The organism is Asticcacaulis sp. P4_H10, assembly GCF_056400965.1.
In genome coordinates, this window is the sequence record NZ_JBFUKH010000009.1 from 20387 (window position 1) to 41781 (window position 21395).

The 21395-nt window shown below is 61.9% G+C and carries 18 protein-coding genes; 13 read left to right on the forward strand and 5 right to left on the reverse strand.

The window, feature by feature from the left end; genetic code table 11:
- Positions 1-247: 247 nt before the first annotated feature.
- The gene (locus tag AC1DON_RS16435; RefSeq protein WP_476935896.1) at positions 248-1249 is read right to left on the reverse strand and encodes a Gfo/Idh/MocA family protein; all 1002 of its coding nucleotides are present in this window, start codon (positions 1247-1249) and stop codon (positions 248-250) included.
- A 78-nt stretch (positions 1250-1327) separates the two neighbouring features.
- Between AC1DON_RS16435 and AC1DON_RS16440 the strand changes: the two genes are divergently transcribed.
- From AC1DON_RS16440 to AC1DON_RS16450, 3 genes are all read left to right on the forward strand, one after another.
- Positions 1328-1627, forward strand: coding sequence for an antibiotic biosynthesis monooxygenase family protein (locus tag AC1DON_RS16440; protein ID WP_476935897.1), 300 nt, complete (start codon positions 1328-1330; stop codon positions 1625-1627).
- 21 nt (positions 1628-1648) lie between these two features.
- Positions 1649-3361, forward strand: a complete 1713-nt coding sequence (locus AC1DON_RS16445; protein ID WP_476935898.1) for a bifunctional protein-serine/threonine kinase/phosphatase — start codon at positions 1649-1651, stop codon at positions 3359-3361.
- A gap of 129 nt (positions 3362-3490) precedes the next feature.
- Complete coding sequence (locus tag AC1DON_RS16450) at positions 3491-4078, forward strand: hypothetical protein (RefSeq protein ID WP_476935899.1); 588 nt, start codon at positions 3491-3493, stop codon at positions 4076-4078.
- A 97-nt stretch (positions 4079-4175) separates the two neighbouring features.
- On the opposite strand, the gene AC1DON_RS16455 is transcribed toward AC1DON_RS16450, so the two are convergent.
- Entirely contained in the window at positions 4176-4631 is a 456-nt protein-coding gene (locus AC1DON_RS16455) for an Lrp/AsnC family transcriptional regulator (RefSeq protein ID WP_476935900.1), read from the reverse strand.
- Positions 4632-4909: 278 nt separating this feature from the next.
- Here AC1DON_RS16455 and AC1DON_RS16460 point away from each other — a divergent pair, with 278 nt between their 5' ends.
- From AC1DON_RS16460 to AC1DON_RS16490, 7 genes are all read left to right on the forward strand, one after another.
- Positions 4910-5935 carry an FAD:protein FMN transferase gene (locus AC1DON_RS16460; protein ID WP_476935901.1) on the forward strand — a complete coding sequence of 342 codons (1026 nt, stop codon included), beginning with the start codon at positions 4910-4912 and terminating at the stop codon, positions 5933-5935.
- A complete protein-coding gene (locus AC1DON_RS16465; RefSeq protein ID WP_476935902.1) occupies positions 5932-7272 on the forward strand; it encodes an NADPH cytochrome P450 oxidoreductase family protein in 1341 nt (446 codons plus the stop codon). Before AC1DON_RS16460 ends, AC1DON_RS16465 begins: the two co-directional genes overlap by 4 nt.
- 185 nt (positions 7273-7457) lie before the next feature.
- A complete protein-coding gene (locus AC1DON_RS16470; protein ID WP_476935903.1) occupies positions 7458-9014 on the forward strand; it encodes an MFS transporter in 1557 nt (518 codons plus the stop codon).
- Positions 9007-10134, forward strand: coding sequence for a Gfo/Idh/MocA family protein (locus AC1DON_RS16475; RefSeq protein ID WP_476935904.1), 1128 nt, complete (start codon positions 9007-9009; stop codon positions 10132-10134). The genes AC1DON_RS16470 and AC1DON_RS16475 overlap by 8 nt, the downstream gene beginning before the upstream one ends.
- Before the next feature lie 159 nt (positions 10135-10293).
- Positions 10294-11346 carry a sugar phosphate isomerase/epimerase family protein gene (locus tag AC1DON_RS16480; protein WP_476935905.1) on the forward strand — a complete coding sequence of 351 codons (1053 nt, stop codon included), beginning with the start codon at positions 10294-10296 and terminating at the stop codon, positions 11344-11346.
- A 1-nt stretch (position 11347) separates the two neighbouring features.
- Positions 11348-12340: an alpha/beta hydrolase gene (locus AC1DON_RS16485; protein ID WP_476935906.1), complete on the forward strand. Its 993-nt coding sequence runs from the start codon at positions 11348-11350 to the stop codon at positions 12338-12340.
- Positions 12337-14451 carry an outer membrane protein assembly factor BamB family protein gene (locus AC1DON_RS16490; RefSeq protein ID WP_476935907.1) on the forward strand — a complete coding sequence of 705 codons (2115 nt, stop codon included), beginning with the start codon at positions 12337-12339 and terminating at the stop codon, positions 14449-14451. The genes AC1DON_RS16485 and AC1DON_RS16490 overlap by 4 nt, the downstream gene beginning before the upstream one ends.
- Here AC1DON_RS16490 and AC1DON_RS16495 read toward each other — a convergent pair.
- The gene (locus AC1DON_RS16495; protein ID WP_476935908.1) at positions 14448-15452 is read right to left on the reverse strand and encodes a LacI family DNA-binding transcriptional regulator; all 1005 of its coding nucleotides are present in this window, start codon (positions 15450-15452) and stop codon (positions 14448-14450) included. The genes AC1DON_RS16490 and AC1DON_RS16495 overlap by 4 nt on opposite strands.
- Before the next feature lie 189 nt (positions 15453-15641).
- Positions 15642-16523 (reverse strand): sugar phosphate isomerase/epimerase family protein, encoded by an 882-nt coding sequence (locus AC1DON_RS16500; protein WP_476935909.1) that lies wholly within the window; start codon positions 16521-16523, stop codon positions 15642-15644.
- A gap of 248 nt (positions 16524-16771) precedes the next feature.
- Between AC1DON_RS16500 and AC1DON_RS16505 the strand changes: the two genes are divergently transcribed.
- From AC1DON_RS16505 to AC1DON_RS16515, 3 genes are all read left to right on the forward strand, one after another.
- Positions 16772-17293, forward strand: coding sequence for a cysteine hydrolase family protein (locus AC1DON_RS16505; protein ID WP_476935910.1), 522 nt, complete (start codon positions 16772-16774; stop codon positions 17291-17293).
- 87 nt (positions 17294-17380) lie between these two features.
- Positions 17381-18490 carry a mechanosensitive ion channel family protein gene (locus AC1DON_RS16510; RefSeq protein WP_476935911.1) on the forward strand — a complete coding sequence of 370 codons (1110 nt, stop codon included), beginning with the start codon at positions 17381-17383 and terminating at the stop codon, positions 18488-18490.
- A gap of 146 nt (positions 18491-18636) precedes the next feature.
- Positions 18637-19110, forward strand: a complete 474-nt coding sequence (locus tag AC1DON_RS16515) for a hemerythrin domain-containing protein (protein ID WP_476935912.1) — start codon at positions 18637-18639, stop codon at positions 19108-19110.
- A gap of 69 nt (positions 19111-19179) precedes the next feature.
- On the opposite strand, the gene AC1DON_RS16520 is transcribed toward AC1DON_RS16515, so the two are convergent.
- Positions 19180-21165: an erythromycin esterase family protein gene (locus AC1DON_RS16520; RefSeq protein WP_476935913.1), complete on the reverse strand. Its 1986-nt coding sequence runs from the start codon at positions 21163-21165 to the stop codon at positions 19180-19182.
- Positions 21166-21395: the final 230 nt, after the last annotated feature.

A 21395-nucleotide genomic window follows, 5' to 3' on the forward strand; every position in this document is an offset into this window, starting at 1 on the left:
AAACCGGAAATGCGGTAAGTGGTGGATGATCCGGCGGCGATCTCAAGCGAACGTGATGCGATGCGGTATTCGCGTGATCTGTTCGGGTACCGGCGTTCACTGATCAAATGAATGCCGGGTGATCGCGGAAGGTGCGATAAGGATGTCTAGAACACTTTTCAGGCGCCTTGCATAGGATAAATGCAAAGCGCCTGTATTTATTTCAAAATAACTTCAGATGTTAAAATATAATTTTGCGTCGAATATTTTAAATAACTTCCCATTTTCCGGAGGATTCCGATCGAAACAGGGCGTCGATGATGCGCATATTGGCGCGCGCGTCGCTTAAATCGTAAGGTAATGGGATTTCACCAAGTACAGCGCGCGAGAAATCTTCGGCCATGCGGGTATACTGATCCGAGATGTCCATAGTGTGCAGCTTTGCCGTTGCGCCCGTCAGCGAGTCGCCATCGTCGATGACGAAGACATTGGCCTCATCCGGCTGGGCGTTGTAGGGCACGGGGATGGTCAGGCGGGCGTCCGGCCCCCAGACGACCAGTTGCTGGCCGCGCGCCAGTTGTGTCGATACCGAGAAAGTCAGGTGGCGGCCGTTGCCAAAATCGAGAATCCCGCCAGTCACGACGTCGGTGCCCCATTCCGGGTGACGAGTGAAGATGGCGATGACGCGCGCCGGCTCGGCTTCAAAAAAGAAGCGTGCGGCCACGATCGGGTAGCAGCCAATGTCCATCAGCCCGCCCCCGCCCCATTCGACCTTGTTGCGGATATTGGCTGGGTCCTGGTTGTTGTAGCTGAAATAGGACTGGATCATCTGTGGGGCGCCGCCCAAAGCACCTTCGCGGACCTGTTTCCTCGCCGCATTCCATTGCAGCGAATGGCGCACCATGAAACCTTCCATGATATGCACCTTTCCTTCGACCTCCTTCAACTGGTCGATTTCTGCGGCGTTCAGGCTCATCGGCTTTTCGCACAGGACGTGCTTGCCGGTGCGCGCTGCGGCCAGGGTCATCGGCACGTGCAGATGGTTGGGCAAGGGATTGTAGATGGCGTCAATGTCCGGATCGGCCAGCAGATCCTCATAAGAACCATAGGCTTTTTCGATGCCGATGCTGTCGGCCACGCCTTGTGCTGCGGCCTTGTCGCGCGAGGCAATGGCGGCGACCTCGACGTAAGCGCTCTTGCGCATGCCAGGGATGACCTTGGTTACGCCGATGCGCGCGGTGGACAGGATACCCCATTTGACCGTTTTCATGCTTGCGACTCCTGGCTTGGCCCGAATAGAGTGCCCGGCATAGCGCGCTGGCTAATCAGCCGCAACCATGGAGCCGTCATGATCACCGAAATCGCCGCCCTTCGCATCGACCCTGCCCGCGCCGGCGACTTCGAGGCGGCGGTGGCGGCCGCGAAGGAGCACTTTCGCACCGCGCCCGGTTGCCACGGCATAAGCCTGGAACGCGTGATCGAGACGCCCGGCGCCTATAATCTGCGCGTGCTATGGGAAACGGTTGAAGCCCACACGGTCGATTTCCGCGGTTCGGAAAACTTCCAGAAGTGGCGCGCCTTGGCCGGGCCGTTTTTCCTAGAGCCGCCGGTCGTTGTGCACAGTGAAACTGTCGGCGTCTATTTTTAGTCTATAGCCGGATCAGAATTGATGGCCGCTCCGACGCAACGCCTTAAGGTCGCCACCGGCTTTGCCAGTGAGGCCGGGCCACGTCCTGACAACCAAGACTTCGCCGCCGCCTATCTCGAAGGTCCGCCGCGCCATCACGGCCTGGTCGCCGCCGTGGCCGATGGTGTCGGCGGCACCAAGGGGGGACGTGTCGCGGCTGAACTGTCGGTGCGCGCCTTTATCGACGATTATGTCAGCCAGTCCGACGCCCTGCCGCCGCGCAAGACGGCGGCACGTGCGCTCGAAAGCATCAATCACTGGATCCACGTCCAGGGTCAGAAGGATGAAAACCTGAAGGCCATGGCGGCGGTCTTCACCGGTATCGTCATCAAGGGCCAGCGCCTGCACTGTTTCCACGTCGGCGATACGCGGCTCTACCGGCTGCGCGACGGCGCCTTGAGCCAGCTGACACGTGACCACAAGCCCGAAGGCGCCGAGCAGTCGAGCCTGATCACCCGTGCCATTGGTCTGGAAGAAGCCGTGCGCATCGACTACCGTATCGAGGACGTGCAGACCCACGACCGCCTGTTGTTGACCAGTGATGGCGTCCACGGGCCCCTGTCCGCCGACCAGATCGAGGCTATTCTCATTCAGCGCGCCTCTCCGGAAGAGACTGCGCGCAAGCTTGTCTCCGAAGCCCTGGCCCATAATGGCGACGACAATACGACCGCCCTGGTGGTCGATGTGCTGGAGCTGCCGCCGGCGACCCTGGAAGACCTCGACGCTGCCTTTGCCCGTCTGCCTTTGCTGGACGCGCCGGAGACGGGCGCCGTCGTCGATGACTTCCGCCTGGAGCAGCGCCTGGCCGACGGCGACTACAGCCGCGTTTTCCGCGCACGCGACCTGAAGGACCAGCGCACCGTCCTGCTCAAATTCCCCAAGCCCGACACGATCGGTTCCGAACAGTCGGCGCGTTCAGTCTTCGCGCGCGAGGCCTGGGTCGCCAGCCGCGTCCGCCACGCCCTGGTGGGCGCCGTCCTGACCTTGCCGCCCGGGCGGCAGACGCGGCTCTATATCGCCCAGCCCTTCTACGAAGGTGAAACGCTTGAGGACCGCCTGTCGCGCAAGGAAAAGGTGCCTGTCGAGGCGGGCCTCGACATCGCCACCAAGCTGGCCAAGGCGGTGGCGGCCCTGCACCGCGCCGGCATCGTCCACCGGGACATCAAGCCGGAAAACGTCATGCTGCTCAGCGACGGTGGCCTCAAGCTGATCGACCTCGGCGTGGCGCGGCTGATCCATCTCGATCCGGCAGGAGAGGTCGACCACACGCCGGGTACACCCAATTACAAGTCGCCGGAGCTTTACGACGGCCTGCCAGGCGACGAGCGCTCGGACATCTTCGCTCTGGGCATCAGCCTCTACCGCATGTTCTCCGGCGGGGACTTTCCTTATCCTGACGCACCGGCCTTCTCCAAGCCGGTTCTTGGCCGCCCGCAGGCCCTGTGGTCCAAGCGCCGCGACCTGCCGGCCTGGCTGGAGAATGTCATCCTGACCGCGATCGCGCCGGAGCCGTCCGAACGTTTCCAGGACGGATTCGAAATGGCCTATGCGTTGGAAAACGGCATGCTGTCGACGGCACCGGCCTCAACGCGACGCGGGCGGTGGGGCCAGGTTGATCCGGTCAAGCTGTGGCAGGCGATTTCGCTGCTTCTGCTCATTGCCTTGCTGATCGTTGCCGGCATGAAATTTAGCTAGCTCTCGCGACAAACAGCGCGGCGCGCTTATCAATATTTGACGGCTCCGAACAAAGTGTCCGGCGTATCTTTTACAAACGGGCCGCTAGACTTCGCAAATGCGCAATGACGCCAGCTAGGAGAGCCAGACATGGACACGAGAGAGAAGATTCTGCCGCGCGGGCCCCAGGAGACCTCAGGCCCGAACCCGTCGATCAACCCGGACGCCATTGCCGACAATCCCGGCATTGATGATGCCACGCGCTCTATTTCCGGCCTCGACTACGACAGCCCGCATTCCCTGGCCTTCAAGGCTGACGAACCCGCTGCCGATGTTGGCCCCGAGGTCGGCAAGAAGCCGCTGATTAGCCGTGAACAATGGCAGATCGTCGGCGCCATCGCCGGCGGCGTTGTGGTGGCGGGTATCGCCGGCGCCCTCTATGCCCGTTCGCGCCGTCCGGAAAGCCGCATCGAGCGCTTTGCCCACCGCATCGGCCTGAACAAGTTCAACCTGTCCAAGCCGGCCTATGGTTACAGCAAGCAGGTTGATCATGCGCGTGACCGCTTGCACCATTACGAAGGCAAGGCGCGTGAGCAAATGGCTCACCTCGAAGAGCTGGCCCGCGACCGTCTGTCTCGCATGGAACGTCCGCACCTTTCGGACTTTCATTTTTCTGATTTTCGCGGTCGTAGTTCGGCGCAAAAGGCGGGTGACCGCTTCCTGGCCTTCTTCAAGTAAGGCCTGACCCTTGAAGATTTAAAAAGCCGGCTCGTTTGAGCCGGCTTTTTGACGCGCAATCTGTCCGAAAACCGCTGCACACTTTTCGGATTGCGCTCTATCGTTCAAGTTTCGTCGCCAGAATGACCGAGGTGGTCGTGCGCTCGACGCCGTCCAGCATGCCGATCCGGTCAAGCAGTTCGTTCATGGCGACACTGTCGGCGGCTTCGACCTGGGCAATGATGTCGTATTCGCCACTGATGGCGTAGATGGCCGACACTTCGGCGATCCCGGCCAGGCCGGTTTCGGCCGCCTGGCCCTGGCGCGGCAGCGTCTTGATCATGACGTGGGCGCGCATCCGCGTCTTGGAAAACGCCGAACCGAGACGGACGGTGTAGCCCTCGATAATTCCTTCCGCTTCAAGCCGTTCCAGCCGTGCATAGACCTGGGCGCGTGGGATTTCGAGCAGGGTGGCCAACTGCGACACCGGCAGGCGGGCATCCTCGCGCAGACAGGCCAGCAGACGGCTGTCCATGGGGTCGAGTTCGGGAGATGCGCTTTTTCGCGTCGTCATCTGGGGTGTCAGGTCTCAAATCAACGGTTGGCCAAATTTAAGTGTGTACAATGGGATACACGCACCGTGGGATCGATCAAGCGCTTTGACGCGCGCTGGCATATTGCGCTGCGTCATGTTTCTATAGTTGGGACGGTTTTGTGACGGCTACGGGGGCCTGCCATGATTACGCGATTGACAGCGCTGGCTGCTGCTCGTAAATGCAAATCATTCTCATGTCTTGTGGCTGTAGCAGGGGCTGAAACCGAAGAATGCCGTCTGACGCCACGGATGCACGCATGACCGGACCTTCCGGCGCCTATGACACCCGGGTGATTATTCCGGACGTCGCCGCCTTGCCGCGTCCGGATGGGCAGGCGTGCAAGCTCGTTCTGGACGGAGAAGCGTTTGCGACCAACTGGCGCGTAGCTGTTTACGCGACGCCGGAACGGCTGTCGGGGCTGGAGCAATCCTTGCGCGCCCGCGTGCAGTCGTGGCTCGACCTGATTGACCGTCAGATGAGCCCTTACAAGCCGCAGTCGGACCTTTGCCGCTTCAATGCCGCCGCTGCTGGCAGTTTCGTACCCCTGCCGCAGGTTATGCTGCAGGTCGTGCGCCACGCGCTCGATATCGCCCGGCTGACCGATGGTGCCTTTGATCCGTCTCTTCTGTCTGCGGTCGAGATGTGGGGATTCGGCGCCAAGGTGGTATCTGACGACGTGCCGGCCGAAGCTGAAATCCGCCGGATACGGGATTGCGCGCACGACTGGCGCGACCTGGTGTGGCAGGCGGATGGCCTGGTCCGTCCCGAGGGTGTCAGGCTCGATCTCTGCGCCATCGCCAAGGGCTATGCCGTCGATGGCCTGACGCAGATGCTGGGCCTGGAACCCGGCGTTTCGGCCGGTCTGGTTGAGATCGGTGGCGAACTCAAAGGATTTGGTGTCCAGCCGGACGGGCTGCCGTGGTGGGTAGAGGTCGAAGGCGCCGAGGGTGTCGCTGCCGCGCAGCGCACGGTGATCGCGCTGTGCGACCACGCCGTCGCCACCTCCGGCGACCTGCGCCGCGGTTTCGAGTACGACGGCGTGCGCCTGTCGCACACCATAGATGCGCGCACCGCCTGTCCTGTGCGGCCGGAAGTGGCCAGCGCGACGGTCATCGATCGCGACGCCTGGCGCGCCGATGCGCTGGCGACGGCGCTGATCGTCATGGGCGAGGCGCGCGCACTGGAGTTCGCACGGCAGGAAGGGATCGCCTGCCTGCTGCGTGTGAGGGATAACGGGGCGATGCGGGACGTCATCAGTCCCGCTCTGGAGAATTGGCTTTGACGGATTTGGGTGCATTTGTAACGCAGGACGCGACGCGTTGGTTGCTGGCTGGAGCGGCGGCGCTCATAGTCCTGATTGTCACCCTGTTGTCTTTGCGCAAAAAGCCGCAGGTCAGCGCGGCAGCCACAGTCGAAGCGATGAAAGAGGCGTCCGCCATCCTCGTCCTCTATGCCTCGCAAACAGGACAGGCGGAATCGCTGGCGCGCCGCACGGCCGCAAGCCTGACTGCCGGCGGGCAGGCTGCCGTCATCCTGTCACTGAAAGAGGCGACTCCGGACCTGCTACAGCACGCATCCCAGGCGCTGTGCGTGGTATCAACCGCCGGGGAAGGGGATGCGCCCGACGAAGCCATGCGCTTTGAGCACACCCTGATGAAAAAGCGGGTGGAGCTAGGGCAACTGACCTTTGCGATCCTGGCGCTGGGCGACCGGACGCACGGCCACTTTTGCGCCTTTGGTCATAGATTGGATGCCTGGCTGATGGAATGCGGCGCGCGCCAGCTGCGCGGCTGTATCGAGGTCGACGACCTTGATCCCAAGGCCCTGGCGAAGTGGGACGGCTTCCTGTCGAGCCTCGGTGGCGGCCAGGTGGCTCCAGAAGAGGCCGTGTTTGACGACTGGCAACTGGTCGCACGCGAAGTCCTCAACCCGGACAGCAGGGCGCAAAAACTGGTGCGCGTCGATGTTCGGCCCGTCGAAGGCGACGCTGAATGGCAGGCCGGGGACCTGGTCGAAATCATCACGCCCAAGGGGCACCGCCGCGACTATTCCATCGCGTCGTTGCCGAACGAAGGTAATATCCGGCTTCTGGTACGCCAGAAGGCCGATGGTGACGGCTCAAAGCTGCTGACCGAGACGCTGCAGCCGGGCGAAGCCTTGAAGCTGCGCGTCAAGACGCACACCAACTTCCATCTGCCCGAAGGCTCAGGGCCGGTCCTGTTGATCGGCGCCGGATCGGGCCTTGCCGGCTTGCGCGCTCACCTGCTGACTGCCATGGCGGCCGGCCGCAAATGCTGGATGATCTATGGCGAGCGCAACCCGGTAACCGACGGCGGCGCCTGTGATGAGCTGATCGTCTGGCAGGATGCCGGAAAGCTTGAGCGCCTCGACCTGGCCTTTTCGTCGGTCTCTGACGATAAGCAGGGTCGGTATGTCCAGGATATCCTGGTCGGCCGGACCAACGACCTCAAGGCCTGGCTTTCTGCTGACGGTTCCGTCCTGGTCTGCGGCGGACTGGACATGGGCAGGGCCATCGATGCGGCCTTGCGCCGGCACCTCGGCAATGACTGGTCCGAGGATGCCATCGCGGCCGGCCGCTATCGGCGCGATCTTTACTAGCGCCGTGCCCCCGGCTCGCTTTATACGATTTTTCCCTTGGACAATCCCGCCAATATGGGACAGCTTGCGTCGCGACAGCTTCACAAGGTAGCTGTAATCGATTACACCTAAATCACAAGAGGCCGGCCGGGCCATAGTCAACAAGAAATCCGGCGGCCAAAGGGTTGAAACACAGGGGTTCATACATGAGTAGCGCATCCGCCGCACCGTCCCAAGGCGCTCAAGGCAACGGGCCCTTGTTCGCCGCCTCCTTCGCGGCCATCGCCGCCACCTCCTTCTGCTTTATTCTGCGGGCGCTGGTCGTCGACACCTGGGGTGTCGCCTTCGCACTGACCGAAACGCAGAAGGGTGAATTGCTGGGCGTCGGCCTGTGGCCGTTCGCGATCTCGATCGTCCTGATCTCGCTGTTCATCGACAAGATCGGCTTCAAGGCGACCTTCTGGTTCGCGGGCCTGTGCCACCTGGGTGGTCTGGCCCTGCTGCTGATGGCCAATGGCTACTGGGCACTCTATGCCGGTACCTTCGTCATGGCGCTGGGCAACGGCGCGGTCGAAGCCGCCGCCAACCCCCTGATCGCCACCATCTACAGCCACGACAAGCCGAAGTGGCTCAATCGCCTGCACGCAGCATGGCCGGGCGGCATGATCCTCGGCGGCCTGCTCGCCATGGCGCTCGATCACTTTACGCCGGGCGTCAGCTGGCAGGTTAAGGTCGGCCTGATGGTCGTGCCGGTCCTGACCTACACCTTCTTGCTGCTGGGCCGTAAGTTCCCGGTGTCGGAACGCGTCGCCTCGGGCGTCTCCTACCGCACCATGCTCGGCGAAGCCGGCTTTATCAGCGCCTTTATCCTTGGTGCCCTGATCATGCTTGAAGTCGGCCGCGTCTTCGCCCTTGATCCGATGATCAGCTGGGGTGGCGCCGTTGCGCTGGCGGTGGTCTATGCCGTCTTCGCGCGCGCGCCGGGCCGCCCGCTGTTTATCCTGCTGCTCCTGCTGATGATGCCTCTGGCCGTCACTGAACTGGCGACCGACAGCTGGATCTCGTCGCTGATGGCGCCGGAAATGGAAAACATCGGCCTGGCCGGTGGCTGGGTGCTGATCTACACCTCGCTGATCGTCTTCGTCATCCGCATCTTCGCCGGCAGCCTGATCGAAAAGTTCAAACCGCTCGGCGTCCTGGCCATGGCCTGCGCCCTGGCGGCAGGTGGTCTTTTCCTGATGTCGGACGCGACTGGCGGCGTCATCCTGGCCGCTGCAACCTTGTACGGCATCGGCAAGAGCTTCTTCTGGGGCACGACCATCGCCGTCGCTTCGGAACAGTTCCCCAAGGGCGGCGCTGTGACCATGAACATGCTGGGCGGCGGCGGTATGCTGGCGGCCGGTATCCTGGGTTCGGTGCTGCTGGGCGCCGCGCAGGACCACTCGACCCGCGAAGGCCTGCGGGCGCACGACGCAGCTAACAAGACGGCCCTGACCGCCGAATATCTCAGCGAACCCAAGGTCTCGATCTTCGGAACCTATCAGGCGCTGAACGAGGCCAAGGTCGCGGCAGCCCCTGAGGCCGACAAGGCGGTTCTCGATGGCCTGGCGGCCAGCGCCAAGAAGGACGCGCTCAAGGAAGTGTCGCTGATACCGGTCGTGACCGGCATCGTCTTCCTGCTTCTCATCCTGTGGTTCCGCAGCCGTGGCGGTTACAAACCGGTGATTCTAGGGCGTAGCGAAGGCGAAAACATCGATGGCTAATACGACAGGTCCCCAAAAAGGACCACTGCGGCTGGCAATGGTTGGCGGTGGCCCGGGCGCCTTTATTGGCCCGGTTCACCTGAAGGCCACGGGCATGGACCGGCGCTATGAACTGGTTGCCGGCGCCTTCAGCCGCGACCCGGCAAAAAACGCGGCGGCAGGCGAGGGCTACAACCTGCCAGCCAACCGCGTCCATACCGACTGGCGCGATTTGCTGGCCAAGGAAAAGGGCAAGGTCGATGTCGTTTGCGTCGTGACGCCGAACGACACGCACTTCCCGATCAGCAAGGCCGCTTTGGAAGCCGGTTTCGACGTCATGTGCGACAAGCCGGCGACGCTGAACCTCGATGAGGTCCTGGCCCTGCGCGAGGTCATCCGCAAGACCGGACGCAACTATGGTCTTACCTACACCTACAGCGGCTATCCGCTGGTGCGTGAGGCCAAGGCGCTGGTCGCTCAGGGCAGGCTCGGCAAGATCCGCAAGATCGTCGTCGAATATCCGCAAGGCTGGTTGTCGCAGGACGTACACTCCAAGCAGGCCGACTGGCGCGTCGATCCCAAGCAGGCCGGCCTCGGCGGCTGCATCGGCGATATCGGCGTCCACGCCTTTCATCTCGCCGAGTTTATCACGGGCCTGCGCGTCACCGAACTGTGCGCCGATCTTGGCAAGGTCGTGCCGGGTCGCCTGCTCGACGACGATTGCAACATCCTGCTGCGCTTCGACAATGGTGCGCGCGGTGCGCTGATCGCTTCGCAGATTTCAGCCGGCGAACGCAATGCGCTGCGCATCCGCGTCTACGGTGAATTCGGCGGGCTCGACTGGAGCCAGGAAACGCCGAACACGCTGACGCTGAACTATGGTGACAAGCCGACGGAGGTTCTCCACGCTGGTGGCAGCTATCTGTCACCCGACGTACAGGCAATGATCCGCATTCCGGCGGGCCATCCGGAAGGCTATCTCGAAGCCTTCGCCAATATTTACCGCGACTTCGCCGACCAGATCGGCGGCAGCGGCAAGACCGTGCCTGGTATCGACGATGGCGTGCGCGGCATGCACTTTGTCGCCGTCGCGGTCGAATCAAGCAATGCCCGCCAATGGCGGTTGTTTAAGGACGTGTAGCAAACTTCTCCTCCCTATCGCTAGCGATGGGGAGGGGGACCCCGAAGGGGTGGAGGGGTATTTCTGCCCTTGCATACCCCTCCGTCATCGCCGCAAGCGGCGCTGCCACCTCCCCATCGCTGCGCGATAGGGAGAAGAGGCATCGGCAAGGATTAAATTATGAAGACCATCAAAGGCCCGGCCATTTTCATCGCCCAGTTCCTGAGTGACAAGGCGCCGTTCAACCGTCTCGACACCATCGCCGAATGGGCGGCGAATCTGGGCTACAAAGGCATCCAGGTGCCCACCAGCGATCCGCACATCTTCGACCTGAAGCAGGCGGCGGAAAGCCAGGCTTACTGCGACGAGATCAAGGGCGGGCTAGCAGCCTACGGTCTGGAAATCACCGAACTGTCGACCCACCTTCAGGGCCAGCTCGTGGCCGTCCATCCGGCCTACGACACCCTGTTCGATGGTTTCGCGGCGCCGGAAGTGCGCAACAATCCGGCGGCGCGTCAGGCTTGGGCCGTCGACCAGGTCAAGCTGGCCGCCAAGGCGTCGCAACGTCTGGGCCTCAACGCTTCGGTCACCTTCTCGGGTGCGCTGGCCTGGCCCTACTTCTACGCCTGGCCGCAGCGTCCTCATGGCCTGGTCGAAGAAGCCTTTGCCGAGCTGGGCCGGCGCTGGAAGCCGATTCTCGATGTCTATGAAGACTGCGGCGTTGACTGCTGCTACGAAATCCACCCTGGTGAAGACCTGCACGATGGCGCGACGTTCGAGCGCTTCCTGGATGTTGTCGGCGGCCATCGCCGCGCCAACATCCTGTACGACCCCAGCCACTTCGTGCTGCAGCAGCTCGATTACTTAAGCTACATCGACATCTATCACGAGCGGATCAAGATGTTCCATGTTAAGGACGCGGAGTTCAACCCGAACGGCCGTTCGGGCGTCTATGGCGGCTATCAGGGCTGGGTAGAACGTCCGGGCCGCTTCCGCAGCCTCGGCGACGGTCAGGTCGACTTCAAGAGCATCTTCTCCAAGATGGCCCAGTATAATTACGACGGCTGGGCGGTGCTGGAGTGGGAATGCGCGCTCAAGCATCCGGAAGACGGCGCGCGCGAAGGGGCGACCTTCATCCGCGACCATATCATCCGCGTGACGGAAAAGGCCTTTGACGACTTTGCCGGTTCCGGCGCGTCTAAGGAATCCCTACGTAAGCTGATGGGGTACTAATATGGATGTCGTGCGTCGCAGCCTGCTAATGACCCCTCTGGCTCTGGCTGCGACGGGTGCTGTTGCCCAGACGGCAGCCCCGACCGTGCCCGGCGACGCGCGCCAGCTGACCTGGCCCGAGCCCGTCGGCACAATCGACCTGTGGTCAACGGACCTGAAGGCGCCGGCCAATCTGAAAGAGGTGGTCGAGGAGGTCTCGACCAATCCGGCCGATCACCTGCGCCGCGTCCAGGGTATATCGAAGCCGCGCCTTGCTGTCTTCCCGGCGGCGAAGCCCAATGGCAGCGCCATGCTGATCATCCCGGGCGGAGGCTTTTCGTGGAACTATTTCGATCACGAGGGATATGAACTCGCGGCGAAACTGAACGCCGAGGGCATCACCTGCTTTGTCCTCTTCTATCGCCTGGCCAATGATGGCTGGGCCGATCGCGCCGATGTCGGGACGATCGACGCCCTGCGCGCCATGCGGGTCATTCGCGCCAATGCCGCGCGGTTCAAGGTCGATGCCGCCCGTGTCGGTGTCGCGGGCTTCAGCGCCGGCGGCTTCCTGACGGCCTCGGTGGCCACGCGCCACACCGCCTTCACTTATCCGAAGACCGATGCTACGGACTCTTTAAGCGCCCGCCCGTTCCTGGCTGCGCCCATCTATCCGGTGCAGTCGCTCGACCCCGCTATTGCCTATGCCGGCACGGCGCCGTCGCTGTTCGGTGGCCCGGCGACACCCGAACAGATCGCGCGCTATACCCCCGACCGCAATGTCGATGCCGACACCCCGCCGGTCTTCCTGGTTCACGCTGAAGACGACAAGACGGTGCCGGTTGAAAACTCCACGGCCTTACGTGATGCGCTCAAGGCCAAGGGCCGCGTCGTCGAAACCCATCTGTTTGCCACCGGCGGCCATGGTTTTGGCATGAAGCCCGGCAATGGCGAACCGTGGGGCATATGGTCGGATCTGCTGGTCGCCTTTGTTCGCCGTCAGGGATTGATGGGGTGAGGGCGGGTTGGGCTGCTCTTGGGGTTGCTCTGCTCTTGGCCGGCTGCGGCCAGAAGCCGATCGACGGTACATCTTCGGCCTCGGGCGCCGACTGGCCGCACTATCACGGCAATCCCAACGGTACGCACTATTCAACGCTCGACCAGATCACGCCGCAGAACGTCAAAAACCTGAAGGTTGCCTGGACGTTCGACAGCGGCGATGCCTTTGGCGAAGGCGCCAGCCAGTCCGAGATGGAAGGCAACCCGATGGTCATCCGCGGGCAGCTGTATTTTATCTCGCCCAAGGGCAAGCTGTTCTGTCTCGATGCCGCGACCGGCAAACAGCAGTGGGTATTTGATCCGTCCTTCGGCGACGCAATCGTCACGCGCCAACGCCTGCGCGGCATCTCCTACTGGGAGGGCGATGGTGGCGCGCGCATCCTGTTTACCTTCCGCGGCAAGCTGATCGCCGTTGATGTCAAGACTGGCCACCTGATCAACACCTTCGGCAAGAACGGTGAGGTCGATCTGCGCGAAGGTTTGGGGCGCGACTTTGACTCGATCGGCGTCGGCAATGTCACGCCGGGCGTGGTGTATAAGGACCTGATCGTCATGGGCTCGACCGGTAATACGCCGGGCCATATCCGCGCCTTCGACGTCCGCACCGGCAAGATACGCTGGATCTTTCACACCATCCCCCACCCAGGCGAATACGGCTATGAAAGCTGGCCCAAGGACGCCTGGAAGACGGCCAAGGGCGCCAATGCCTGGTCGGGCCTGACGCTCGATCCCGAGCGCGGCCTGGTCTTCGTGCCGCTGGCCTCGGCCGGTATGGGCAATAAGGACTTCTACGGCGGCGATCGCGAAGGCGACAATCTGTTCGGCACCTCGCTGGTGGCGCTTGACGCCAATACCGGCAAGCGGGTGTGGCATTTCCAGCTGGTCAGGCACGACCTGTGGGATCGCGATCCGCCGACCCCGCCGACGCTGATCACCGTCAAGGGCCGCCCGGCAGTGGCGCAAGTGACCAAGGCAGGCCTGGTTTTCATTCTCGACCGCGAGACGGGCAAGCCGCTCTATCCCGTCCAGGAGATTGCGGTGCCGGCGACCGATGTCCCGGGCGAAACGACCTCGCCAACCCAGGTCATGCCTCTCAGCCCCGAGCCGTTCGCGCGCCAGCACCTGACCGAAGACCTGCTGACCGACCGCACGCCGGAAGCCAATGCTGCGGTCAAGAAGGTCTTCGCCGGCCTGCGTTCACGCGGGCCGTTCGATCCTCCGTCGGTCCAAGGGACGGTGCTTTTGCCGGGCATGGACGGCGGCGCCGAATATGGCGGCGCGTCGTTCGATCCGGAAACAGGCCTGCTCTACATCAATGCCAACGAAATGGCGTGGATACTCAAGGTCAAGCCGCAGCCCCCGAAGATGAGCGGGGAGAGCGGCGAAGCCCTTTATCAGAATAATTGCGCTTCCTGTCATCGCGACGACCGCACCGGCAGCCCGCCGGAATTCCCGTCGCTGATCGGCGTCCATACCCGCCTCGACGACCAGCAGCTTACGCGTCAGATCAGCCGTGGCGCCGGCCGGATGCCGGGCTTTGGCGCGCAGCTGAGCGCTGGCGACGTTGCGAATGTCATCGGCTATCTCAAGGGTGATCCGGCACAGAAAGCCAAAAAGCCCGCCGGCGAATACCCGGAGGTTGACGCCGACGCCTATGTCTTCGACGGCTATGTCCGCTTCCTCGATCCGGACGGCTACCCAGCGATCAAGCCGCCCTGGGGGACGCTCAGCGCGCTCGACGTCAATACCGGCAAGTACGTCTGGAAGAAGCCCCTGGGCGAATATCCCGAACTGGCCGACAAGACGACGGGCAGCGAGAACTATGGCGGCGCGGTGGTGACCAGGGGCGGGGTGCTGTTTATCGCTGCGACCATCCGCGACAATAAATTCCGCGCCTTCGATAAAAAGACCGGTGCTTTGTTATGGCAGGCGCAGCTGCCGGCGTCGAGCATCGCTACGCCCGCGACCTACGCCGTCAAAGGCAAGCAATATGTCGTCGTCCAGGCCGGTGGTGGCAAGAATCCCAAGGTCAAGCCGTCGGGCAAGGTGATTGCGTATAGCCTGCCCTAAAGCCTCGGCGCAGCCGTACTGGCGCGCACGACCAGCTCATGGCCAAGCGTCACATTGACCCGTTCAACGCCGCCGTTCTCGATAATGTCGAGCAGCAATTCGACCGTCTTGACACCGATCTCGTGCATCGGCTGGCGAATAGTCGTCAAGGCTGGCTGGGCGTACTTGGCCAGGCGCAGGTCATCAAAACCGGCGACCGATACATCGTCAGGGCAGTTCAGGCCTGCACCTCGCAGCGCATGGATGGCGCCGAACGCCATATCGTCGCTGAAGCAGAAGATGGCGGTTGGACGGTTGTCGCCTTGGATCAACTCGGCCGCACGTGCGATGCCGGACTCGATCGTATAGTCGCCGTTGACGATCTGGATGTCGCGAATTCCCAGGTCCCGGGCCGCGGCTTCGACGCCGCTCAGGCGGCCTCGGCTGGTCGGGCTGGCCATATCACCGGTGATGACGCCGATACGACGGTGGCCCAGCCCGTGCAGGTGCTCGATCATTTCGCGCGCGGCGGCGGTATTGTCGATATTGACGCTCGATACAGGCAGGCTGCCGCTGAACTCGCAGCCATTGACGACGGGCGCCGCCGCCCCTTCGCGCTTGACGCGTTCCTGAAGCGAGTCCGGCAAGCTGTGACCAAGGAAGATCAGGCCGTCGGCCTCCTTGCGCTTGAGCAGCGCCGCATAGGCTTCGTCGCTGCCGGCGGCCGAGCCGATATCGCCCAGCAGGACCGCGTAACCGGCGGCCGACGCGGTCTCTTCGACGCCGCGAATGATGTTGGCATAGAACGGATTGGCGATGTCGGGGACGGTGACGACGATGCGGTTGCTTTTCAGCGTGCGCAGCGACTTGGCCATGGCATTGGGCTCATAACCCAGTTCGGCGATCGCCTTTTCAACCCTTTCCAGTACGCGCGGTGAGACGTGCGTATAACCGTTGAGTACGCGCGATACGGTTGCCGTGGAGACGCCGGCCAGATTGGCGACATCGGAAATGGTCGACATATATACATCCTGTTGCGGCGCGTTCCCGAAACGCGCCGCAAAGGCAATCCCTAGAGCATGCTTCGAAAAAGTGGAAACGGTTTTTCGTGCCAAGCATGCGGCTTGAATAGAGACCGGGTTGGCGAAGTTGCCAACCCTTAACTTAGCAGGCCTTGGCCTACCCAATCCTTGACCTACCCAATCCTTGACCTACAACGACCGGAGATGGGCGATGCTTTCGGCCAGCGACTCGAAGATCGGCCGCAGGTAAGGGTCTTCCTGCTCCACGAAGAACTGCTTTACGCCTTCCGCCTTGGCCGTCTGGAAGACCGGCTTCCACTTGACTATGCCCTTGCCCAGTTCAACCGAGCGGTAGCCGGCGCCGTCCTTGACCATGTCCTTGATGTGCAGCAGGTCGACACGGCCCTTGTACTTCTTGATCATGGCGACCGGATCGTGGCCGGCGGCGGCAACCCAGCCGAGGTCGAGTTCCAGGCGCGCCTTGTCTGAGCCGGTCAGCATGATGTCGAGGCCCGATTGGCCGCCGAAGTCATCGAACTCCATCGGGTGATTGTGATAGGCGAACTTCAGGCCGGCCGCTTCGATCTTCGGCACGATCTGCGCAATGATCTCGGCGTTCTGCTGATAGGCTTCCTTGGTCATAGCCTCGCTCATGGCCTGGACCCACGGCTTGGTCGAATCGATCGGACCGGGCGTCTTGGGCGAGGAGGCAACCAGCCAGCCGGCGCCGAGCGTCAGCGTGTCGGCAATGTGCTTGTCGATATCGGTCGACAGCGCGCCCATATTCATGTGGCAGGCGCGTGTCTTGAGGCCTGCGCCGGCCAGTTGACCTTTGAGGGTCTGGGCGGTGCCGCCGTAAAGCCCCGCGGTCTCGACGACGTCGAAGCCAACGGCTTTCAGCTTTTTCAGCGTGCCGGGAATGTCTTCCTTCATCTGGGCGTTGACGGTCCATAGCTGGACACCCAGCGGCCAGGTCTTGATCAGGCCAGCTGCGGCGCCCGCCTGGCCTGCCGCCGCAAAGGCCGCCATCGCGCCCGAAGCGCCCAGAAAATAACGCCGTGATACGTCCATGATGCGGTTTCCTCTTATGGCCCTGACCTTTGCGGCCGAGCATAGCATTAGCTTTGAACCGGCATAGCCTTAACAGAATTGTAATCGATTTCAAGTTGTGATAGCGACAATACCGAAGCTTTCCTTAGCAAGGTCTCCCCAATCTGCTTGCCCCCCGTGGTTCACGCCCCGGGGCTTTTTTTGCTCTGGATCCGGATCGATTCATTACGCGCGGTCGCCCTATGATTCTTCCTAAAAGGAAGAAAAGTATGCCCACAGTTCTTGTCGCCGTTGACGTTCAAAAAGGGTTCGTCAGTCCATCGTCCCGGCACATTGTGGCGCCGATCGAAGCCCTTCAGCATCGCTTCGACCACGTCGTCTTTACCCGTTTTTACAATCCCGATCCGTCGCCCTTCCGGCGCATTCTCGGCTATTGCGACCTGGCGCCGGGCAGCGAGGGCACTGAATTGGCCGTCGTCCCACGCGCCGACGCCGTCATCATCGACAAGCCCGACTACAGCGGCTGCAACGACGAACTGAAGCGGCACCTCGCCCTGTGGCGGACGGACGAGGTTCATATCGCCGGCATCGCCACCGAGGCCTGCGTCATGAAGACGGTCAGCGACTTGTTCGAACGGGATATCATCACCTGGGTGATCGCAGACCTGTGTGCCAGCGATAAGGAGCATCGCTTTCACGACATGGCCATCTCGATTCTCGGCACGCTGATCGGCACGAAGCACCTGGTCAACAGCGCCGAGCTTATGTCCGGGATGGTGAAGACTTGCTGATTTTTATCTGTCCGGTCGGGTGACGGTCATTTCCGCCTTACGGCCCCGCCGTCAGGGTCGGGCCGTGTAACCGCCAAGGATAAGATTATGACGGCGTACGAGCAGATTACCGGCAATCTGAGCCAGTTCTGGAAACACCTGGTCGGGCTGGGACCGCAAGGTCTGGCGATCAATGCCGGGCTGACCGTGCTCATTCTTGTTGCTGCCTTCCTGATTATCAAAGGGCTGACCTGGCTGATGTGCCAGGCCATCGCGCATCTGCCGGGCGAAAGCTCAGAAGCGCGCAAGCAGCGGGCCGACAAGGCGCTGAAACTAACGCGCACTGTCACCAGCATGGTCGTGTGGCTGATCGCCATATTCATCGCCGCCAACGTCTGGGGCATCGACATCGTCGTCTGGGCATCGCAAGGCGCAGGGCGTGACATTGCCTCGACTACGCTTCGTGTCCTGGCCGTCCTCGTCCTGGCGACGCTCGCCGTCGAAGGCGTCGGCCTGTTCACCCGCAAGACCCTGAACCGGCTGCGGCGCGAAGGCGATCCGCGCCGGGGTGCGCAACTGGATACATTGGGACCGCTGGTGCGCCGTCTCTTGCAGGTCGTCATCATCGTGCTGGCCATCATTACCCTGCTCAGCCAGGTTGGCGTCGAAATCGCGCCCGTGCTGGCGGGGGCCGGTGTCGTCGGGGTGGCGGTCGGCTTCGGTGCCCAGACCATTGTCAAGGACATGCTGACCGGCCTGTTCCTGATCCTGGAAGACATCGTCGCGGTCGGCGACATTGTCCAGATCGGCACCTTCAGCGGCGAGGTCGAGGATATGACCCTGCGCACCATTCGTCTGCGCGACTCCGATGGCACGCTGCATATTTTTCCGTACGGCGAAAGCCAGGTCATCCACAACATGACCAAGACCTTCTCCTATGCGGCGTCCGACCTGCCGGTGAAGTACGATACCAACCTCGACCAGACCATGCAGGTGATGCGCGATGCCGCCGCCGAACTGCGCAAGGATCCGCACTATGGCCCGCTGATCCTCGCCGACCTCGAAATCGCCGGCGTCGACCTGTTGTCAGACGTCGGCATCATCCTCAAGTCACGGCTGCGCACCCAGCCGACCTCGCGCTGGCATGTGCTCAGGGAGTATAACCGGCGGATTAAACTGGCCTTTGACGCCGCCGGCATCCAGATCACACACAAGTAAATGTGAGAGTAATTCTCAAATGCAATCAAGGCTTTATGTAAGTCTTATGCAAGTCCTGACTCGCGGCCATATCGATCTTACCGCTGGATGACGAAGATGAAGTTCGTCACGGGGCGTTTGCCTCCCCAGCATTTGAGGACACGATCATGGACATCTACAACTATCTGAAAAAGGACCATCAAAAGGTCGCGGACCTGATGGAGCAAGTCGTCGCCAGCAAGGATCCGGCCGAGCGCCAGGGTCTGTTCGAAACCATCAAGGCCGAACTGACGCTTCACGCCGACACCGAAGAGCAGACCTTCTATAAGGCGATCGAAGACGCCACGCGTTCCAAGGCCGTCGAAGAGAAGATCGAGCACGCCAATCACGAGCACGACGAAATTCGCGAATATCTCGACAAGCTGAGCACGACCCCGGTCACGGATGAACAGTGGCTTGTGACCTTCGGCGAGTTAAAGCACTCGGTCACACACCATGTTGAGGAAGAAGAGGGCGAGATCTTCGAAAAGGCCAAGAAGTACCTGTCCAGCCAGGAGGCCAAGGACCTGGCCAAGGAAATGGATGCGCTGAAAAAGCAGGCCCAGGCTGACATCAAGGTGCCGGCTGACGCGCTAGGCTAAAGTTCAAGCACCAATGTTGAAAAAGCCACGGAGAGCCGTGTTCGGATTTCCGGGGCTTTTTCGTAGGGTCTATAACCCTGTCGGGTAGGTCTCATCGGCGTGCGGCACGGGCCATGCTGCTTCGTCGGGCAATGGCGACACGGCCCGTGTCTTGTCGATGTGCAGCACGGCGTCGAACTGTTCCGGCATGGTGGCATCGACATAGTGGCTGGCGCGCTCACTGTCCGGCCGGTAGATGACGCCGATAGACCGCGCCGGCCGTGGTTCCTTCAGCAGGTGCCGAGCCATGCCCTTGTCGCGCAGGTTCAGCAGGAAACCGGGCTCCCGAACCTTGTGGAACACCTCTTCCAGGCTGCCGCTTAAGGCCGGCCGCACCGTCTTGGCCTGCGCCGCTTGATCCCAGTCGTCTGCCGCCATGACCGTGCCATGATAGGTCGAAAAGCCGATCAGCAGGCTTTCATCCGGATGACGCTGGCGGACAAGTTGTCCCAGGTTCAGTTCTCCGCGGGCCTTGGCGCCGGTCGCCCGTGCATCGCCGACGTGCGCATTGTGCGCCCAGACGACGATCTTGGCGGCCCGGCCGCGCTGCCTGGACAGGAATTGGTCAAGCTCATCCAGAGTGTCGGCCATGTGGGTGTCACGGATATTCCATGAATTCGGACGGCCGCGGAACAGGGCGCGGTAATGGTGCTCGGCGGTCTTGATCAGGCGTGCGTTCTGTTCGGCCGAGAAGAATTCCTCGCCAGCCAGGGCACGATCACGCCGCATATAGTCGTAGGTGTTCTTCTGCAGGTCGCGTAACTGGGCGATCAGCGCGTCCTCGCAGATCTCTGCCCTGCCGCGCCCGGTCATGTAGCCATAGCATTGGGGATCATTGTCGAAGGCGTCGAAACAGCCATAACGGCCGCGCGCTGCCTTAGCCGCGATCGGATCGACGCCCTCCAGGTAGCCTATTACGGCATCGACCGAGCTATTGAGGCTGTAGAGGTCCAGCCCATAAAAGCCGGCATTGCGCGTTGCGTAGGAGGCATTGTGATCGTGCAGCCAGTCGACAAAGTCACGTGTTTCGCGATTACGCCACATCCATTGCGGAAAGCGCTTGAAGTCGCTTAACGCGTCGGTCGGGCTGTCGATCCCCTCACCGCGCACATAGCGATTGACGCGAAAGGCGTCGGGCCAGTCGGCCTCGATCGCCACCGCCGAAAACCCTTTCTCGTTAATCAGGCGTTTGGTTATATCGGCGCGGATCTTGTAGAATTCGTGCGTGCCGTAGCTGGCCTCACCGATCAGTACGAACCGCGCGTTTTCGGCCATGACCATCAGTTCGTCATAGTCGGCCGGCTTGCCTGTCAGCGGCGTGACGTGGCGACGTAGCTTGTCGGCCAGGATATCGGCCTCGCCGCGCGGCGAGTCGGGTGCGAAGATTTCCGCGTCCTTGAGCAGCAACTGAACTTCCCTGTCGCTGACCTGGTTGAAGTGTTCGTACCATCGGCTTACGCTTTGGAAGGGTTCCGGCCGCATCAGGGTGAAAACTTCGTCGGCTTCGAATAAGTCGTTGTCCTGTGAAGGCGCTGCCACTGGCACGGCGCAGATCAGTTCGTCAGGCCCTTCGCGCCTGAGCGCCGTCAGCGCCGCGCGCATGCTGGCGCCGGTCGCCAGGCCATCATCGACGACGATGACCGTCTGGCCGCGAATGGCAGGGTAGGGGCGATCGCCGCGATAGGCTTTTTCACGCCGGAACAATTCTTCGGTTTCGTCTCTGGCGACCCTTTCGATGTCTGCATCGTGAACACCGTAGGCCTTGACCACGTCGGCATTCATCACCCGTACGCCTCCGCTGGTGACCGCGCCCATGGCGATCTCGGGGAAGCGCGGCAGTCCCAGCTTGCGCACCATGACAACATCAAGCGGCAGACGCAGACTTCGGGCGATCTCAAAGGCCACCGGCACACCGCCGCGCGGCAGGGCCAGGATCAGCGTATCGGGTTTTCTGGAAAAGCTCTCAAGCTTGCGGGCAAGCGCTTGTCCTGCCGCCTTCCGGTCGTGCAGCCGCATCGTGCACTCCTCCGCCTGCTGCTGTTGTGATTGGCAGGCCCTGTAACAACCTCCAGGCTAGTCCTTGCAACCTAAGGGAAATATCAGAAACCTGCGTAATGGAATCAAAATTCCATAAATTTGGAAATCTTATCGCGAATTTACGCTGGCTCCTGGCCAAGCGCAGCCTCTTCTTACGCACTGATGCCTATTCTCCGCCCAGCTTGAAATCCCACTTCACCCGCAGAGGA

Excerpts from the sequence above, each read along its gene's own strand:
- AC1DON_RS16510 (WP_476935911.1), top strand. The coding sequence starts at position 17,381 with ATGACGGCGTACGAGCAGATTACCGGCAATCTGAGCCAGTTCTGGAAA.
- AC1DON_RS16470 (WP_476935903.1), top strand. The coding sequence starts at position 7,458 with ATGAGTAGCGCATCCGCCGCACCGTCCCAAGGCGCTCAAGGCAACGGG.
- AC1DON_RS16475 (WP_476935904.1), top strand. The coding sequence starts at position 9,007 with ATGGCTAATACGACAGGTCCCCAAAAAGGACCACTGCGGCTGGCAATG.
- AC1DON_RS16485 (WP_476935906.1), top strand. The coding sequence starts at position 11,348 with ATGGATGTCGTGCGTCGCAGCCTGCTAATGACCCCTCTGGCTCTGGCT.
- AC1DON_RS16515 (WP_476935912.1), top strand. The coding sequence starts at position 18,637 with ATGGACATCTACAACTATCTGAAAAAGGACCATCAAAAGGTCGCGGAC.
- AC1DON_RS16445 (WP_476935898.1), top strand. The coding sequence starts at position 1,649 with ATGGCCGCTCCGACGCAACGCCTTAAGGTCGCCACCGGCTTTGCCAGT.
- AC1DON_RS16455 (WP_476935900.1), bottom strand. The coding sequence starts at position 4,631 with ATGACGACGCGAAAAAGCGCATCTCCCGAACTCGACCCCATGGACAGC.
- AC1DON_RS16450 (WP_476935899.1), top strand. The coding sequence starts at position 3,491 with ATGGACACGAGAGAGAAGATTCTGCCGCGCGGGCCCCAGGAGACCTCA.
- AC1DON_RS16500 (WP_476935909.1), bottom strand. The coding sequence starts at position 16,523 with ATGGACGTATCACGGCGTTATTTTCTGGGCGCTTCGGGCGCGATGGCG.
- AC1DON_RS16480 (WP_476935905.1), top strand. The coding sequence starts at position 10,294 with ATGAAGACCATCAAAGGCCCGGCCATTTTCATCGCCCAGTTCCTGAGT.
- AC1DON_RS16495 (WP_476935908.1), bottom strand. The coding sequence starts at position 15,452 with ATGTCGACCATTTCCGATGTCGCCAATCTGGCCGGCGTCTCCACGGCA.
- AC1DON_RS16440 (WP_476935897.1), top strand. The coding sequence starts at position 1,328 with ATGATCACCGAAATCGCCGCCCTTCGCATCGACCCTGCCCGCGCCGGC.
- AC1DON_RS16520 (WP_476935913.1), bottom strand. The coding sequence starts at position 21,165 with ATGCGGCTGCACGACCGGAAGGCGGCAGGACAAGCGCTTGCCCGCAAG.
- AC1DON_RS16505 (WP_476935910.1), top strand. The coding sequence starts at position 16,772 with ATGCCCACAGTTCTTGTCGCCGTTGACGTTCAAAAAGGGTTCGTCAGT.
- AC1DON_RS16460 (WP_476935901.1), top strand. The coding sequence starts at position 4,910 with ATGACCGGACCTTCCGGCGCCTATGACACCCGGGTGATTATTCCGGAC.
- AC1DON_RS16435 (WP_476935896.1), bottom strand. The coding sequence starts at position 1,249 with ATGAAAACGGTCAAATGGGGTATCCTGTCCACCGCGCGCATCGGCGTA.